General features: G+C 44.1%; 12 protein-coding genes and 1 pseudogene. 7 read left to right on the top strand and 6 right to left on the bottom strand.

What is annotated here, in order from left to right; all coding sequences use genetic code 11:
- Positions 1 to 332 precede the first annotated feature (332 nt).
- Positions 333 to 1940 carry a family 10 glycosylhydrolase gene (locus ACPW7N_RS19825; RefSeq protein WP_425652900.1) on the bottom strand — a complete coding sequence of 536 codons (1608 nt, stop codon included), beginning with the start codon at positions 1938 to 1940 and terminating at the stop codon, positions 333 to 335.
- Positions 1941 to 2118: 178 nt separating this feature from the next.
- Here ACPW7N_RS19825 and ACPW7N_RS19820 point away from each other — a divergent pair, with 178 nt between their 5' ends.
- The 3 genes from ACPW7N_RS19820 (at position 2119) to ACPW7N_RS19810 (ending at position 5625) form a co-directional block, all read left to right on the top strand.
- On the top strand, positions 2119 to 4317 hold the full coding sequence (locus ACPW7N_RS19820) for a DNA topoisomerase III (protein ID WP_425652899.1): 2199 nt from the start codon (positions 2119 to 2121) through the stop codon (positions 4315 to 4317).
- 87 nt (positions 4318 to 4404) lie between these two features.
- The gene (locus ACPW7N_RS19815) at positions 4405 to 4890 is read left to right on the top strand and encodes a PaaI family thioesterase (protein ID WP_425652897.1); all 486 of its coding nucleotides are present in this window, start codon (positions 4405 to 4407) and stop codon (positions 4888 to 4890) included.
- An 18-nt stretch (positions 4891 to 4908) separates the two neighbouring features.
- Positions 4909 to 5625: an AAA family ATPase gene (locus tag ACPW7N_RS19810; RefSeq protein ID WP_425652895.1), complete on the top strand. Its 717-nt coding sequence runs from the start codon at positions 4909 to 4911 to the stop codon at positions 5623 to 5625.
- Between the two features lie 54 nt (positions 5626 to 5679).
- Here the strand turns inward: ACPW7N_RS19810 and ACPW7N_RS19805 are convergent, their stop codons facing one another.
- The 4 genes from ACPW7N_RS19805 to ACPW7N_RS19790 all read right to left on the bottom strand — a co-directional run bounded on the left by ACPW7N_RS19805 (position 5680) and on the right by ACPW7N_RS19790 (position 8868).
- Complete coding sequence (locus tag ACPW7N_RS19805) at positions 5680 to 6762, bottom strand: saccharopine dehydrogenase family protein (protein WP_425652894.1); 1083 nt, start codon at positions 6760 to 6762, stop codon at positions 5680 to 5682.
- Positions 6763 to 6893: 131 nt separating this feature from the next.
- Positions 6894 to 7343 carry a MarR family winged helix-turn-helix transcriptional regulator gene (locus ACPW7N_RS19800; protein WP_425652893.1) on the bottom strand — a complete coding sequence of 150 codons (450 nt, stop codon included), beginning with the start codon at positions 7341 to 7343 and terminating at the stop codon, positions 6894 to 6896.
- Between the two features lie 115 nt (positions 7344 to 7458).
- Complete coding sequence (locus ACPW7N_RS19795; protein WP_425652891.1) at positions 7459 to 8442, bottom strand: methyltransferase; 984 nt, start codon at positions 8440 to 8442, stop codon at positions 7459 to 7461.
- A gap of 15 nt (positions 8443 to 8457) precedes the next feature.
- Positions 8458 to 8868, bottom strand: a complete 411-nt coding sequence (locus tag ACPW7N_RS19790) for a cytochrome-c oxidase (protein ID WP_425652890.1) — start codon at positions 8866 to 8868, stop codon at positions 8458 to 8460.
- Between the two features lie 138 nt (positions 8869 to 9006).
- Between ACPW7N_RS19790 and ACPW7N_RS19785 the strand changes: the two genes are divergently transcribed.
- From ACPW7N_RS19785 to ACPW7N_RS19770, 4 genes are all read left to right on the top strand, one after another.
- Entirely contained in the window at positions 9007 to 11019 is a 2013-nt protein-coding gene (locus tag ACPW7N_RS19785; protein ID WP_425652888.1) for a LuxR C-terminal-related transcriptional regulator, read from the top strand.
- A gap of 133 nt (positions 11020 to 11152) precedes the next feature.
- Positions 11153 to 12778, top strand: coding sequence for a right-handed parallel beta-helix repeat-containing protein (locus ACPW7N_RS19780; RefSeq protein ID WP_425652886.1), 1626 nt, complete (start codon positions 11153 to 11155; stop codon positions 12776 to 12778).
- A gap of 189 nt (positions 12779 to 12967) precedes the next feature.
- Positions 12968 to 13660 carry a response regulator transcription factor gene (locus ACPW7N_RS19775; RefSeq protein ID WP_425652884.1) on the top strand — a complete coding sequence of 231 codons (693 nt, stop codon included), beginning with the start codon at positions 12968 to 12970 and terminating at the stop codon, positions 13658 to 13660.
- Positions 13638 to 15869, top strand: a complete 2232-nt coding sequence (locus ACPW7N_RS19770; protein ID WP_425652882.1) for a sensor histidine kinase — start codon at positions 13638 to 13640, stop codon at positions 15867 to 15869. Before ACPW7N_RS19775 ends, ACPW7N_RS19770 begins: the two co-directional genes overlap by 23 nt.
- Before the next feature lie 35 nt (positions 15870 to 15904).
- Here the strand turns inward: ACPW7N_RS19770 and ACPW7N_RS19765 are convergent.
- Positions 15905 to 16229: pseudogene (locus tag ACPW7N_RS19765) on the bottom strand (hypothetical protein); the annotation flags it as partial.

Below are 16229 nucleotides of genomic sequence, written 5' to 3'. Positions count from 1 at the left end.
ATTAAGAAAGGACCTTTTTTTTTGCACAACAAAAAAAATAGGGGTATCCTACCGCACGCCGTTATCAGGTTGCACCGGCCAAAGTCGACCTGGTAACGGCTTTTCCTTTTTCCTATCCAATTGCCCTAGTTGCATGTTTCGAATGTGTACAAGCAGCTTTACTACGATTTGATCACCTCTCACCGATTTCCATTTTTTTCAATTCGTTACTAGTTTATTGGTAATGAGAATCATTGTCAATGAACAAATGTGTAAAAAATAAAAATCCCCCCTCCCTAACAAGAGTAGAATCAAAAATTTCTACTGTTATGGGAAAGGGGGATTTTCATATTTTATCTGCTGAAATAGCTGCTGAGAACTTCCTTGATTCCAAGCGGATTTTTTCGCAGATCCTTGGCACTGAAGAATACATCTCCCTGAACTTCAGGGAACTGCGTATTGTATTGTAGCTGATTGATTATTTCCTGGGCAGATTGCCATCCAGCTTCTTTTGTTCCCAACTTATAAGGAGAGTGACCAATGTAGAGTTTGACATTGGTATTTTTCACTTCGTTAGCCCACCAGGATACTAGCTTGTCGTACTGGGCAGGAGTGAACGAGAGACTCCAGTAGATTTGTGGGGTGACATAATCAATCCATCCCTGTTGAATCCACGTCCGCACATCGGCATGCATGTGGTCATAGGCAGTCACACCTGCCTTGGTGTCTGAGCCTGTACTATCGACAGATTTGTTGCGCCACACCCCAAATGGGCTGATACCAAATTGGACTGTTGGTTTACTTGCGTCAATTGATTCTCCCAGTTGCTTGACGAACTGGTTAATGTTATCACGACGCCATTCTGCTTTTGTGGCAAACCGACCGCTGTTATTTTTTTGGAACGTCGCATCATCGGGAAAAACACCATCGGAAGGATAGAAGTAGTCATCGAGATGCACGCCGTCAACCTCATAATTATTCACAACTTCCATAATCTCCGCAATAATTTGTTGACGAGCTGCTGGGATGCCGGGATTGATGTACAGCTTGTTTTTGGCATTCACAATCCAATCAGGATGAAGTTTTGCTACATGATTAGAGGCAAGCTGATCTATTTTCGCATCAGGATTGGCCCGAAATGGATTGAACCAGGCATGAAATTGCATTCCTTGCTTATGTGTCTCTTCAATCATGAACGCAAGTGGATCATATCCAGGGTCTTGTCCTTGTTTTCCTGTCAAATACTTGGACCAGGGAACGAAGGCAGAGGGATAAATCGCATCTGCGGAAGGGCGTACCTGAACAAACACCGAATTGATTCCCATACCTTGTAGTTCTTGCAATAACTGAATGTACTCCTGTTGTTGTTTCTCACGATTGCTGATCGAACCGCTGGACGGCCAATCGAGATTGTATACGGTAGAGACCCACACGCCTCTTAGGGAAGAACTCGAACTCGGTAGATTCCCAATAATATCAGGCGGAGGACCTTGATCTACTGGCTCATTTGACTGGATGGTGCCAGATTGTAATGCGATTGTACGGGTCGCTTGGTCCCAAGAAACTTGGAGGCCCAGTTTTTCACTTACAAAACGAAGTGGAACCATGATGCGTCCCTGTTTGTTCTGAACGGAAGCATCCAGAGTTACATGGTTGCCGTTTACCAGAGCGTGCTTTTGATCTGTGGCCATTTTAATGATCATTTGATTAGAAGTAATTGTTGCTGTTTGGTTGCTTTGTGTCCAAGACACTTTCGCCCCAAGGCTTTCACTGATCACTCGCAACGGAACCATCGTGACATTTTGTTTCGGTATTATGTAAGGGGCAACATCACTGTTTACCTGAGTACCATCTAAAAAGATGCTGATACGGTTAGCCGTTTGCGCATGAACTGTATTGTTTGTTGAAGGGACGCATAACACGAACAAGAAAAGCAGGGTAAACCATTTACGAAGATGCATTCTTAGAATCCTCCAAAACTAGTTGATATTCTGACAACTCTCTCTATTAGATGTAGACGTGTAACTCCCGTGTTTGTTGCACATTTTTTTCCTGATTTGACAGGAGGGGCAAACACTGCGAAGCTTACCATAGATGAACAACCGGGGCAATAGTAACCCGATTGAAAGGAAGTTACATATGAGCAAGACTTTGATATTGGCGGAGAAGCCTTCCGTCGGACGTGATATAGCACGAGTTATGCAATGCAATCAGAAAGGAAATGGATTTTTTGAGGGGGAAAAATACATCGTGACGTGGGCGTTGGGCCATCTCGTTACGCTGGCTGATCCCGAGGTGTATGGTGAGCAGTACCGTTCATGGCGTCTGGAGGAATTGCCGATTCTCCCTTCGTCGATGAAGCTGGTTGTCATTAAAGAGAGCAGCAAGCAATTTCAAATCGTCAAAAAGCAATGTACCCGCAATGATGTAAAGGAGATTGTCATTGCTACGGATGCCGGTCGTGAAGGGGAGCTTGTCGGCAGATGGATTCTCGAAATGGCTCACGTCAAAAAGCCGATCAGACGACTGTGGACATCCTCGGTTACGGACAAGGCGATCAAAGACGGATTCCGTAATCTGAAACCCGGCAAGGAATACGAGAATCTGTACGCATCGGCTGTTGCCCGAGCCGAAGCTGATTGGGTGGTAGGCATCAATGCGACACGTGCTTTGACGTGCAAGCATAATGCCCAGCTCTCTTGCGGGCGAGTGCAGACACCGACACTTGCGATCATTGCCAAGAGAGAAGAAGAGATTCGAAGCTTTATTCCGAAAGAATTTTATGGAGTGGTCGCCGTAGCTGCAAATAAGCTGCGACTGCAATGGCAGGATAGCCAAACGAAGGACGTACGGACGTTTTCCCGAGAGAAGAGAGATCAAGTCTTGTCTTCGTCAAAAAACAAAAGTGCCGAAGTAATAGACGTATCCAAAACAAATAAAAAGAGCTTTGCTCCACAACTGTACGATTTGACTGAACTGCAGCGGGATGCAAATAAGCTTTTCGGCTATTCGGCAAAAGAGACGCTGTCGATTATGCAAGGACTCTATGAAAATCACAAGGTGCTGACGTATCCTCGTACGGACTCCCGTTACCTGTCATCCGACATCGTAGATACCTTGAAGGATCGCCTGCAAGCCATTCAAGTGAAGCCCTATGCTCCGGTGGTGGCTAAAATCCTGCGCACGCCGATTCATCCTAACAAGTCGTTCGTCGATGACAGCAAAGTTTCCGATCACCATGCCATTATCCCGACGGAACAGCCAGTTTTCCTCGGAAAGCTGAGTGACAAGGAACGAAAGATTTTTGATCTTGTAGTCAAGCGCTTCCTGGCCGTTCTGTCACCACCTTTTGAATATGAACAGACGACCATCAGAGCAAAGATTGGTGAAGAAATCTTTGTAGCAAAGGGAAAGCGGGTGCTTGCTCCTGGCTGGAAAGAAGTTTACGAGCATGATGTGGAAGAAGAGGAAACCAAAGACGGCATAACCGAACAATTATTGCCAACGATCAATAAAGGTGATCGGTTAGCCATTACGTCCCTTTCCGAGACAAAGGGAGAGACGAAACCTCCAGAGCCATTTAACGAGGCAAGTCTGCTGTCTGCCATGGAAAACCCGGTAAAATATATGAATAACGAGGACAAAGAACTAGTGAAGACAATCGGGGAAACGGGTGGGCTGGGAACGGTAGCGACTCGTGCCGATATTATTGAGAAGCTGTTCAACAGTTTCTTGATCGAGAAGAAGGGAAGAAGCATCTTTATCACCTCAAAAGGAAAGCAGCTTCTCGAATTGGTTCCAAAGGAGCTGCAGTCCCCTACGTTAACGGCAGAGTGGGAGCGGAAGCTCGGGCAAATCGCCAAGGGTACACTCAATAAACAGGCATTTATCGCTGATATGAAAAACTACGCAAAAACAGTGGTGCAGGAGATCAAGTACAGTGACAAGAAATTCAGACATGATAACCTGACCCGGACGAAGTGTCCCGAGTGTGGGAAGTTTTTATTAGAGGTAAACGGCAAAAAGGGTAAAATGCAGGTATGTCAGGATCGAGAATGCGGCTATCGGAAAGGTGTCGCTAAAGTAACGAATGCCAGATGCCCGCAATGCCGTAAAAAGCTGGAGCTGCGTGGAGAAGGCGAAGGACAAATCTTTGTGTGCAGTTGCGGACATAGGGAAAAACTGACGACCTTTAATGAACGAAGAAACAAGGAAAAGGGAAGCAAAGTGTCCAAGAAAGAAGTATCGAACTACTTGAAACAACAGGACAAGGCCGATGGGGAAGGGATGAACACGGCCTTACGAGATGCGCTTGCTAAGCTGAAGCTGGATGAGTAGAATGGAGACCGCCCTATCCATGTAATGAGGATGGGGCGTTTTGCTACCTAGACATGGTATACTTTTCAAAAAAAGGGAGGGGTAGCAATGATTGAAAAGGTGGTACATGCGATTCAGGATGATTATCCAGATGATTTTGCCTGGTGTTACGGGTGTGGTCGGTTAAACAAGGACGGTCATCATTTCCGTACAGGTTGGCAAGGAGAGAACACGGTAACGATTTATATACCGCAGACTCATCATATGGCGTTGCCGGGATTCGTTTATGGCGGGCTGATTGCCTCGTTAATCGATTGTCACGGAACAGGATCGGCTGCGCTGGCATTGCATCGCAAGAATGGGCATGAGCCGGGAGACGGATCGGAACCGCCTCGTTTTGTGACGGCGTCCCTAAAAGTTGATTTTCTAGCGCCAACTCCAGACGGCGTTCCTTTGAAAGCGATCGGGACTGTACAGGAAATCCACCCCAAGAGGTGGAGCGTTCAAACGGAGGTCTATGCGAATGACACCCTTTGTGCCCGTGGCGAAGTCATTGCTGTGGTAATGCCAAGTACCTTTTTACAGAAAGAGTAAGCAGGGTGAGTTAGCTCAATGAATTATTTGAAAGAGATCTCGATCTTGAAAAGGAATTTTCCAGCGCAAAGAAACAACCATCCGTTTAACCTGCCATGGCTGGACAAAACCGAAACGATCGAAATTAACCATAGTGTTACTTTTTTTGTAGGGGAAAACGGGTCAGGAAAATCAACCTTGTTAGAAGCAATCGCCTACCAATGTGGCTTTAACACAGCAGGAGGCAGCAGGAACAATAGCTATCATGTCGATGCGGCAAGCTCCACATTGGGTGAGTACATTCGTTTATCCTGGCTCCCCAAAGTCACGAACGGCTTCTTCTTTCGGGCGGAAAGCTTCTATCACTTTGCTTCCTACCTTGAAGAAGTAGGCATGTCTCCTGCGTATGGTAGTCGCTCCTTGCACAAACAGTCCCATGGAGAATCGTTTTTATCGTTGTTTCACAATCGGTTTCGAAACAAAGGGATTTACCTGTTGGATGAACCAGAGGCAGCGCTATCTCCCGCAAGACAATTGGCTTTTCTCGGCATCATTCGTGATCTGGTCAAAGACTGTAATGCTCAATTCATCATTGCCACTCATTCTCCCATTCTGATGGGCTTTCCCGGTGCTCAGATATTGAGTTTTGAGGAATCAATTTCAGAAGTAGCCTATGAACAAACGGATCACTATATCATTACGAAGAGCTTTCTCGGGAACAGAGAGAAGTTCTTACGAGATTTGGACTGCGATTGATAAGCAAACAAGGCATCTGATGTAGGTGGAGGATGCCTTGTTTTTCTTTCTCATTCACGACGAGTTACCATTCATAACGGTATTAATTTTAACTACTTGCTCTAGAAGAGGCATGACACGCTCCAAATCGAACAACTGGTCAATATGATAAATCCCGTGCGGTAGATTGGAACGATAAACGACATCTGCTACAGCAGCAGCTACCTTAGCAGTAATAATCGCCTCGTTTTTCCCTTGGGCGAAGCACTCGATGAATACGTCCTTTCCATTCTTTTTGCCCCGAGCATCGATTTTTAGGGCAAACATCTCTTTACCGAATCGTAGTTTACCGAATGATTGAACGGCTGCCTTGCGAAACGGCTTCGCCTTTAGCAAACGAAAAACTCCCGATGCTCTCAACCAGGCAAGCAACTGTGTCATTACTGGGGAATCGAAACAAAGACGTGTGGAAACCGATGGAATCCCTAGTGTCTCGGGAATAGAATGTTGGTCCGAGAAATTAAAGCGGTAGGCTTTTCTATGTCCTAGGTTTGATCCGAAATAGGTAGCTTTGCCATCCGTGAAGCTGGCAACTGCTACTTTGCTGCCATTTGCTACGACTTCAAAGCTGGTGCTCAGGTTATCGATTGTCCATTCGATAGCTGCTTTCCCATGCTGATCTCCCAAACCTAGCATAATGCTGATGTCGATCAATTCAGTCTGATCCATTAGACGAGTAGCATGGAGAGCAAGCAGATTTGTCAGACCTGGCGCAAGACCGATGCTTAGAACGGCGGTTGAGTGATTTGCTGAGGCTATTGAGTGCAAGCTTTTCACCTGAGAAAGAAAGGATGAGTTTGCGGAAATGTCTATATAATGAGTTCCGGTTTCGAAACAAGACTGGACGAAGGCGGGGTTTTCCTGGTCCAGACACATAATGATCAGTTTGACGGAGTTCCAAACATCCGGATGAACAGGCTCTCGAATATCCAACTGCATCGGTTTGACCTTCCCACCCGATGAAAGGGAGAACTGCTCTGCACGTTCTAAACTCCTTCCTGCTGCAAACACTTTGCCCGGATAGATCTCTGCCAACTCCCTGCAAATGGTTTGCCCCACATGACCATACCCTCCAACCACGACAATATGTTCCTTCATCAAAATCTCTCCCTGCTACTAAAATGTGGTTTGTACTATGGCAAGCCCTAGTGCTGCTCTGCGGGGACATGCTGCATAATGGAGCTTGCTTCAATATAGTATAGTTACTAAACTAAATGGGCAAAAAAAATTTATCTCTGGAGAAAATCACATAATTTATCTATACACTTCTCGAAAATCTCAATCTCATTTTCGCTTAATTGACTCCGAAGGTTTTCATAAAATTGGACATGTACTTCTTCGTGGGCTGTATAGGCCTCCTTTCCTTTGTCGGTTAGTGAAATCACAATTGCTCTTGAGTCTGTCGGATGCGGAGTGCGAGTCACGAGTCCTTTTGCTTCCAAACGTACGATAAGCTGTGTGACGGCCCCTTTCGTAACGCCCAGGCGAGTTGCCAGCTCACTCATCAAAATACCGCCATCATATCCGATCGCGTCAATGGTGTGGATTTCGCTTGGTGTCAAGGTTCCTGCTTTCCCAAAAGCTTGGGGTTGGCGTTCAAGCCGCCTGAGTTGCATAATCAGTCGGCCAATTTGGTGACTTCCATGATAATTGTTGTTTGATTGATTGAATTTATCCATGGAATTTAGTATAGTATCTAAACTTAATTCTTGTCAATCAGCCGTATTCACAATCGAACTTGCTTTTTCCAAGCACGAATGCTGACTCTGTAATAGAGCCAGCACAGGTAATTTTTTATTGTTTCGGAACTGCTTCCAAAATGACCAAAGGGGAAGGAGTTGCAATCACCCGGTTTAACTCAAATCCGGCAGTTTCAAAGAGTTTGCCAAACTCAGCTTCCGTCCGTTCCTTGCCTCCTGTCATCACCATCATCTCGATATCAATCAATTTGGCAGGCGATGGCTGATTTCCCTCTGGAATCAGATATTCGATCACAAGAAGTTTTCCATGGTCAGGGATTGCTTGACGACAGTTTCTTAGGATGTGAACGGCTTGCTCATCAGTCCAGTCATGAAGGACAAATTTCATCAGGTAGGCATCAAAGCCTGCGGGAATCGATTCAAAAAAGTTCCCCGTGATAAATTCACAGCGATCAATAGGTGTAGCACCAGTGAGAACGGGCGGCATATCAAACAAGGCACCGTGTACATGTGAATTCTTCTGTAAAATCATCTGTAACAGGCTGCCATGACCACCGCCTATATCGATAACTGTACGAATTTCAGAAAAATGATAGCTTTCACATACAGGAACATTTACCATATCAGATAGTCCTGTCATCGTTTTGGAGAACGTCAGAAAATCATCCGGGTGATCCTGAAAATATTCGAAGACCGATGAGTTATGTGCCTTTGCAAATGCGGTTTTTCCCGTTTGTACACTTTCGAGCAATTCTTCCCAGGCCTGAACGTGATAGGGGGAACCATACATGATTGCTGCGTTTCGAAGTGAACCACGAACATCGGACTGGAGAAGAGAACCCATAGGGGTAAGCTCAAAAATGCCCTTCTCGGTTTCCTGAAACACACCAACGCTTGCTAATGTGCGTAAAAGGCGGTACAAATTTCTTTCATTCGTCGAGGTATCCACGGCTAGCTCATGGATGCTGCGTGGACCATCCTTCAGATAATCGGCTACTCCAGTAGAAGCTGCGACATAAAGGCACTGCGAAATAAATCTTCCTGTAATCATTTGAAACAATTGGTTGTCGGGTGTCATACGATCTCTCCTGATCTATGCTGTAAATTTGTCTTTCTTTGCGGTGCTGATTGAAATCTCTGAAGCCTTGACGTTGAGCAACACGTTAATCACAAACAGGATGATGCCTACAGTTAAAATATTCGCTCCAATCACAATTACTGGTTCTACTGTTGGATTGCCTGATTCGAGAACCACGAGACCAATCATCATCACGGGCAAGCCAAGGTTGTGCAACCAGAAATGCCATTTTCCCAGACGACTTTCTCCTGCTTTCGGAAATAACACATAAATGACTCCTGCCAAAGCTAATGATACCCAGCCCAACAAGTTGATGTGAGCGTGTGATGGAGCGAACTGGAATTGCTGAGTCATCGACATAAACATTCCCATAAAGACCCCAATTAGAAAATAAATAACTGCGATTTTAAGAAACCGAGCTCCCATGCAATAACTTCCTTTCTTTTCCTTTTTTTTGCTGTTTGCTCATATAATGTAACAAACGAAGATTCAGAAAAATACTATACCTTCGGATAAAATCGGTTGTATACTAAAGTGTATATCCAAAAATTAGGTGGTTAGCCAATGCACAGTGAACGGGTTGAAAATGACATTGATGATATTGAAAAGCAGTTTTTAGTTGGTCGTAAGCAAGAAATTGAAACATTCATGCAGTTTCTAACTGGGAAGCGACAAGAGAAGATCATTAATATTTTTGGAATGGGCGGTGTGGGGAAGAGTTTCCTGCTCGATGAGTTCAGACGCATAGCAATTGGTCATGATGTGAACTATGTGGAAATTGACGCAAGGGACTTTATCCATACGCCAGAAGGACTGTGTGGGCATATTTTATCCTGTTTTAATCAGACGCTATCTGGTTCCTCTACATCCATCAACGATTGTATAAATCTCCTGCATCAGGAAGTTCCACGCAAAAAAGTAATCCTCGTCTTCGATACCTATGAGGAATTGGGCGAGCTGGAGCACTGGTTCAAGGAGCATTTCTTTCCGAAACTGCCTCCGGGGATACTCGGTATTATCTCTGGCAGGTATCCGCTGCAAAATTCCTGGTTATTGTCCCCTGCATGGCGCAAGCTGATCTATCGGATGCCTTTGGGAGAATTGAATTTCTCTGAAGTGAAGGAGTATCTGCAAAAGTACGAAATCGATGATAGCTTGACGTATGATATTTGGAAGAAAACAAAAGGGCATCCCCTCACTTTATCCCTTGCTGCTTACAATGCCTCAGAGGTTAGCGGAATGGGAACGGATGAAGACATCTTTTCCGTAGTTGTCCAACTGTGGCTAAAGGAAGTACCGAACGAACAAATGCGTCAATTGGTAGAAGCGGCTGCTGTATTGCGGCAATTTAATCAGGATATCCTTTCCTTTGTGGTAGACAGTTCGGTTCAATCCACGGAGTTTTCAGACGTGATTAACCTGTCGTTTGTAAGAAAGGTGAAAAGAGGATGGATTTTTCATGACCTGGTGCGGGCTGCGATTGGCCAGGAGCTGCGAAAGCGCACACCAGAGCGATTTAACGAACTGTGGAAAAGAAGTGCTCTTTATCACTACAACAAAATTATGAAACAAGCGAATCAAGGAGACGTGGAGTGGGAGAGCAGTGAATGGTTTTACTACCTTGGAACAAATATCATTCATGCATTCTTTTATCAGGCTACGTCGCCTTATTACTTTGAGCCGCTGGATCAATCGAACTTCGCAGAAGCCCAAGCGTATATTAATTGGCGCAAACAGTCAGCAAAAGATGACAATGTTGTATTTTCGACCCCGGATACTACGGAAAAATTTGAGTTTTTTATGACGGAACAAGAGAATCTGATGCCTTTGAGGCACGTAAATCTGCAAGAACTTTATGAAATTGATCCAGGTATCGTTAAGCTGTTTCGTAATGCCGAAGGTCAGGTTGCAGGTCTGTCAGTTGCGATTCCGATCAACGAGAAAACAGTTGATTACCTGTCTAACAATCCCTTATCCAGTGCCTACTTTAAGAGTCTGGGAGCGAAACAGGTAAAGGAATTAAAGGTGCCTGAGAATACAAAAGCAGGCTGGTTCGTCAAGTCGATAGATATACCGAGCTTTGAAGATGAGACCTCGAGGGCAGCAGCCGGATTGCATTTTATTTCTCTCTTTCTGTCAGGAGGTTTTATCGTAGCATCCCCTCCGCCATTACCGATGTTTCGGGATATCCATCTCAGTCTGGGGTGCAGTGTAGCAGAGGGTGTGTACCATACAGACTACGATGGAAAGACGCCAACTCCGACATATGTTTTGGATACGAGGGGAAATCGACTGAAAGAGTATCTAACCAAAATGCTGCACCAGCTAGGAATCCAACCAGAAGAAGAGGAAAAGGAAGAGCAGGAAGTGGTGGAAGAGTCGGGATCAAATACAAGGTCTATTCTTACACCAAGAGAGCAGGAAATCACTTCATTACTTTTGGAAGGACTCACGAACAAAGAAATTGCTGACCGCCTGTACATTAGTGAGATTACGGTGAAAAAAGCTCTCTCTCTCATTTTCCAAAAAACAAACAGTAAAAATCGCAGTCAATTAGTGAAGAATTTGATGAAGTGAGACGAAAACAGAACAGCCGGCTACACCAAATTCATGGTGTATCGGCTGTTTTTAATTCGTTTACCCAGCACTACATTCTATTTCAAGAATAATGTAATAAAAATAGACAACTCTGTTTAGAGGGGGAATGAGAATGGGAACCCAGAAGACGGATCTGATGAAAATGAACATATTCTCGTCCAACTCAAGTCTGAATAGTACGGATCTAAACGAGAATTTCAAGATCATTGAAGAAGAATTCAATGATCATAGTGTAAATGTGAAGTGGTTCGGAGCAAAAGGTGACGGATCAACAGACGACACAACTTCAATCCAGAATGCTGTCAACCATGTTAAAAGCATGGGGACAGGTACGGTTTATTTTCCTGATGGAACATACATGATTTCAGCTACAATCAACGCTGACTTCGGGCACTTTGCTCTTGTTGGTGCAGGAGGAAGCAGGTCCGTTATTCGTGGAACTGCCGCGCACAATGGTGTCCTCGTTCAAATTGGAAATCGGATGGGTAACAAACGTGACAACGTAGTGTTGAGGGGCTTGACGTTTCAAAATTCGGGAGGTGACGGGCTGCATCTGGAAAGTGTCAGCTCCTACCTGATTGATGACTGTCAGTTCAAGTACAACAAAGGACACGGATTATATGCTTATCAGTCATGGGTGGGTGTAGTCCGTGCCTCCCAGTTCTATCGGAATGAGATAGACGGTTTTTATTCCGATACCAATGTACAAGGGCTTAGCTTTACTGGTGCCCACTTCATCGAAAACAAGCGCAATGGGCTCTATGCACCCAGGAAGTCATCGATCACGGGGTGTATTTTCGAGGAGAATGTCGAGACGGATATTTTGATCGAAAATCGCCAAGGTCTCTTCCTGGGCGGAAACTATTTCGAGGCTGGGCTAGACTCGGGACATCGAATTAAGATTGTTGATTCAAATGGCATTACACTGGAAGCAAACGGTATAGGCGACAATCGATCAAGCGTATATGTAACGGGTAATTCCCGAAATATTACGATTTCGAACTCGTATTCAAGCTATGACTTCGATGATGCATTCTATTCAAATTACAGGCAGACTTACATTGATGCAGATTGCAAAAAGATTCGTGTCTATCGAAATCATGGTCCTGTTGTCGTCCATCCGAACGCAATCAAGCAGGTTGACTTTGGCAATCGGTCGAATGTACGCGACTTTAACTTTCCTCAGGGAGAGTTCAACACGCTTATAGGAGGAATTCCCGCAGGATGGGCTGTTTACAACGGAACGCCAACTTGCACCATTATTCCTTCCATCGCAGGAGAGTGTGCCAAAGCATTGCGAGTGACGTTTCTGATGGCAAAAGGCATGTATTTTTTCAGAACAATCTCTGGTCTAAAACCCAACACGGTTTATACATTAGCTGCCCTGTTTCAACTTCAGAGTGACGGAACCAAGGGACACTTCGGATTCTACGGAGCGCCTGAGACAACGTTACTTCCTTCTGATCGTCGTCACTATTACAACTTCAATGGCGGCCCTACTGTAGCGACGGCCGCATGCAAAAGTGATGCAGCAGGCAAATTAAAAGTCGGTTTTGGCTCGAATCAAGCATGTACGTATGATATTGAATGGTTCTCCGTGCTAGAGGGCTATTACGATCCTGACACGTTTCCGCGCAAATATGATCGATTTCAGCCAAACGTGCTTCAATCACCAGACGGGTCGTACTTCCTGTTGAAAGTCGACAATCAGGGTGCAATAAGTACCCAGAAATTATAAAAGAGAGCAAAAAGAGTGTGCCATTCATTTGTGTGGCATGCTTTTTTTATTTTCATCTTCAGAAAAAGATAGCCCAAAGTTAAGAAATTCTTAAGTTTTATGCTGAATGAATGTTAAGATTCGTCCATTACAATGTTGACATGATCAAAATACAGTAGTGAAATGCTATAGAAAGGAGCGTGAAACAAGATGAATCCGTATTATGTACTCGTTGTCGATGATGAGAAAGAGATTCGAGATGGGATTGAAATATATTTAAAGAATGAAGGAATCGTCGTCATCAAAGCGCAGGATGGTATTGAAGCAATTGAAAAGTTGAATGAACATGACATACATTTAATTATTTTAGATATTATGATGCCTCGGTTAGACGGGATTTCTACTACATTTAAAATCCGTGAAGAAAAGAATATTCCAATCATCATTTTGAGCGCAAAAAGTGAAGATACAGATAAGATTCTCGGCCTGCAGGTAGGGGCTGATGATTATGTTACGAAGCCGTTTAACCCACTGGAGCTGATCGCGAGAGTAAAATCGCATCTGAGAAGATATGTTACGTTGGGGACATATGAGGGCAGTGACAAGGTGATTGATCTGAAGGGGCTTACGTTGGACCAATCTGCCAAAGAAGTCACTGTTCAAGGGGAATCCGTCAAATTAACACCAATCGAATATAAAATCGTTGAACTGCTCATGACGAATGCGGGGCGCGTGTTCTCTATTAATGAAATCTATGAGCGTGTATGGAAGGAACCCGGTTACAATGCCGAGAATACTGTCGCCGTCCATATCCGAAAAATCCGGGAAAAAATCGAAATTGATCCGAAAAACCCGAGATACTTAAAGGTGGTGTGGGGAATTGGATATAAAATGGAAAAATAGTATTTCCATTGCCGTTTGGCTTCTACTTTTTTCTTATGGATTAAATGGGGTCATTTCGGGGCTGGATAAGGCCGGTGAATATAGCAAACCAGACTATTTTCATACGCAGCAATTTGAGGCTGAGTTGGATCAATTTGTTATGTACCTCAGCATGTACGAGCTGAATGAGACCGTTAAGGAAGATTTGAAAAGGAAAGTGGCCGTTACAGAAGACGAGATTAACGAGCATCGCTTTCGGTATGGTGATTTATCACAACAAATTGCCAATATTAAAAGTCAGTACGAGGATCGGATTCAGGAAGCAATAGCTACAAAAAATAAAGAAGTAGCGGATGCTTTGACTCTAGAAAGAGACAAAAAAATTACCGACATTAGCCAAAATTTTACCAGTGATGATCATGTACGGGCCAAGATCGTCAAAGAAAAAGAAAAAAAGATTGATGATTACTTTCGACAAGTGGAGAATTACCGATCAGAGTTTGCAAGGTACAAGACGGCATTTCTCTATTATTTAAAAGATACCCAATCAGGGAAAGTGCATACGAACGTCAATGTTACGAATACCTCGTCTTCCACAGACGTTTTTTCGCAGCAGGATACGTTGTACATTCGAAACTATCCTTCCTCCACTTTTGATTTTCTTACAGTGGGAAGGGGTTATAACTTTATCGGTTTTGATGAAGTAGTAACACCACTTCTTGAAGGAGAGACAAGGACGTTTGAGGGGCAGATTGCCGTCCCGCAAAATTCATCTTACTCTAGTGCCATTCTTGCAAACTACTATGAGTTCCAACAGAAGCAAACCATATTCTACATTTACACAATTGGTGCGATACTTGCGTTAATCATAAGTATCTTGGTCGTAAAAAGAACGCAACTCATTGGGTCTGCGATCACTCTCACGGAGAAATGGTCGCCCTACTACAACCGAATCCCATTAGACCTGCGGATAGCGGTGTTGGGCTTTACCGGTCTACTCTTACTGGTTTTTTTGTTAAAGAACAGCGCGCTTTACTACTACGAAACAATATATAGTGCAATTGAAAACAAGCTGATTGATTTAGTGATGACAGCCGTTGTTCTTGGATTAGCGCTGGTGCAAGGTAAGTTCCTCTTAACGAGATACAAAAAGGGGGAGAACCTAAAAGAAGACTGGCAAAAAAGTATTCTCAATCGGTTATTTCAAATGGTACGGGATGTATTCCTTAACCGTCGAGTCGGAACACAAGTAATCTTGCTACTTATGGTTGTCTTTTCTTTTGGGGCAGGTGCGATCATATGTATTGTCGAGGAAGACTTTATTGCTGTGTATCTTCCAGCACTTTTAGTAATTGGAATTCCACTATTTATTGTCATCATGAGACGAATTGGCTATTTTAATCGGATCATCGCCAATGTGAATGAGTTGGCGAAAGGAAATTACGAGCCTGACCTGCCAGTGAACGGGAAATCGGTGCTGGCAGTACATGCAGCCAACATCAATACATTAAAGCAAGGTGTCAACCTTTCTCGCAAAGAGCAGGCTAAAAGTGAGCGGTTAAAAACAGAGCTGATCACCAATGTGAGTCATGACTTGCGTACACCCTTAACATCGATTATTACGTACACCGAGCTACTTAAGTCGCCTGACCTGACCAGTGAAGACCGTGATGCGTATGTCCAAATCATTGACCGCAAATCCAAACGGTTAAAAGTACTGATTGATGACTTGTTTGAAGCTTCCAAGATGGCGAGCGGCAGTATTGAGCTTGTAAAAGAAAAAGTAGATGTTGTTCAGCTTTTGCAGCAAGCACTTGCAGAACACAATGAGACAATCAGTGAATCAACCTTGCATTTCAGGATAACAAAACCTGATATACCGATATATGTGATTGTTGATGGACAAAAGATGTGGCGGGTATTTGATAACTTGATCGGGAATATCCTTAAATATTCACTAGAAAACACCCGGGTGTACATTTCAGTAAAAACGCTGCAGGACCAGGTCATCATCTCGTTTAAAAACGTAACAAAGTATGAGCTTGGCGAAGATATCGATGAACTGTTCGAGCGATTCAAACGAGGGGACACCTCCCGTCACACAGAAGGCTCCGGGCTCGGACTCGCCATTGCCAAATCGATAGTAGATCTGCATGATGGCAACATGGAGATTGAGGTTGATGGTGATTTGTTCAAAGTAACGATTACGCTACATTCTCGTTTCCAATAAACAGCAAATAATCCCTTACGGATAGCAGTAAGGGATTATTTTTCTTTTAGCTGATCATTTAGTTGTCCTACAGCAAGGGCATGATATTTCCACAGAATTTTTTTAATCTCAGCAAACTGTTCTTCCGTACATTGGATCATAACGGCTGCTTCAGCATCACATGCAGAGGATTTTGAGTGAGTTTTCCTTCTTTGAGAAAAGTAATATAAACTATAGCCGACAGTAAAACCACTCAGAGTGCCAATCAATCCCCAAATGATCGGTCCCCAGGTCAGAATAAACCCAACACAAGCGCCGATAACAGCACATCCAGTGGCACAAGCCATCCCCACCTCAAAAGAGTTGGATACAACGTCCCGC

The sequence above is a fragment of the Brevibacillus nigriterrae genome (genome assembly GCF_049846925.1).
Lineage (GTDB): Bacteria > Bacillota > Bacilli > Brevibacillales > Brevibacillaceae > Brevibacillus_H.
This window is presented reverse-complemented; position numbering and strand designations above follow the sequence as displayed.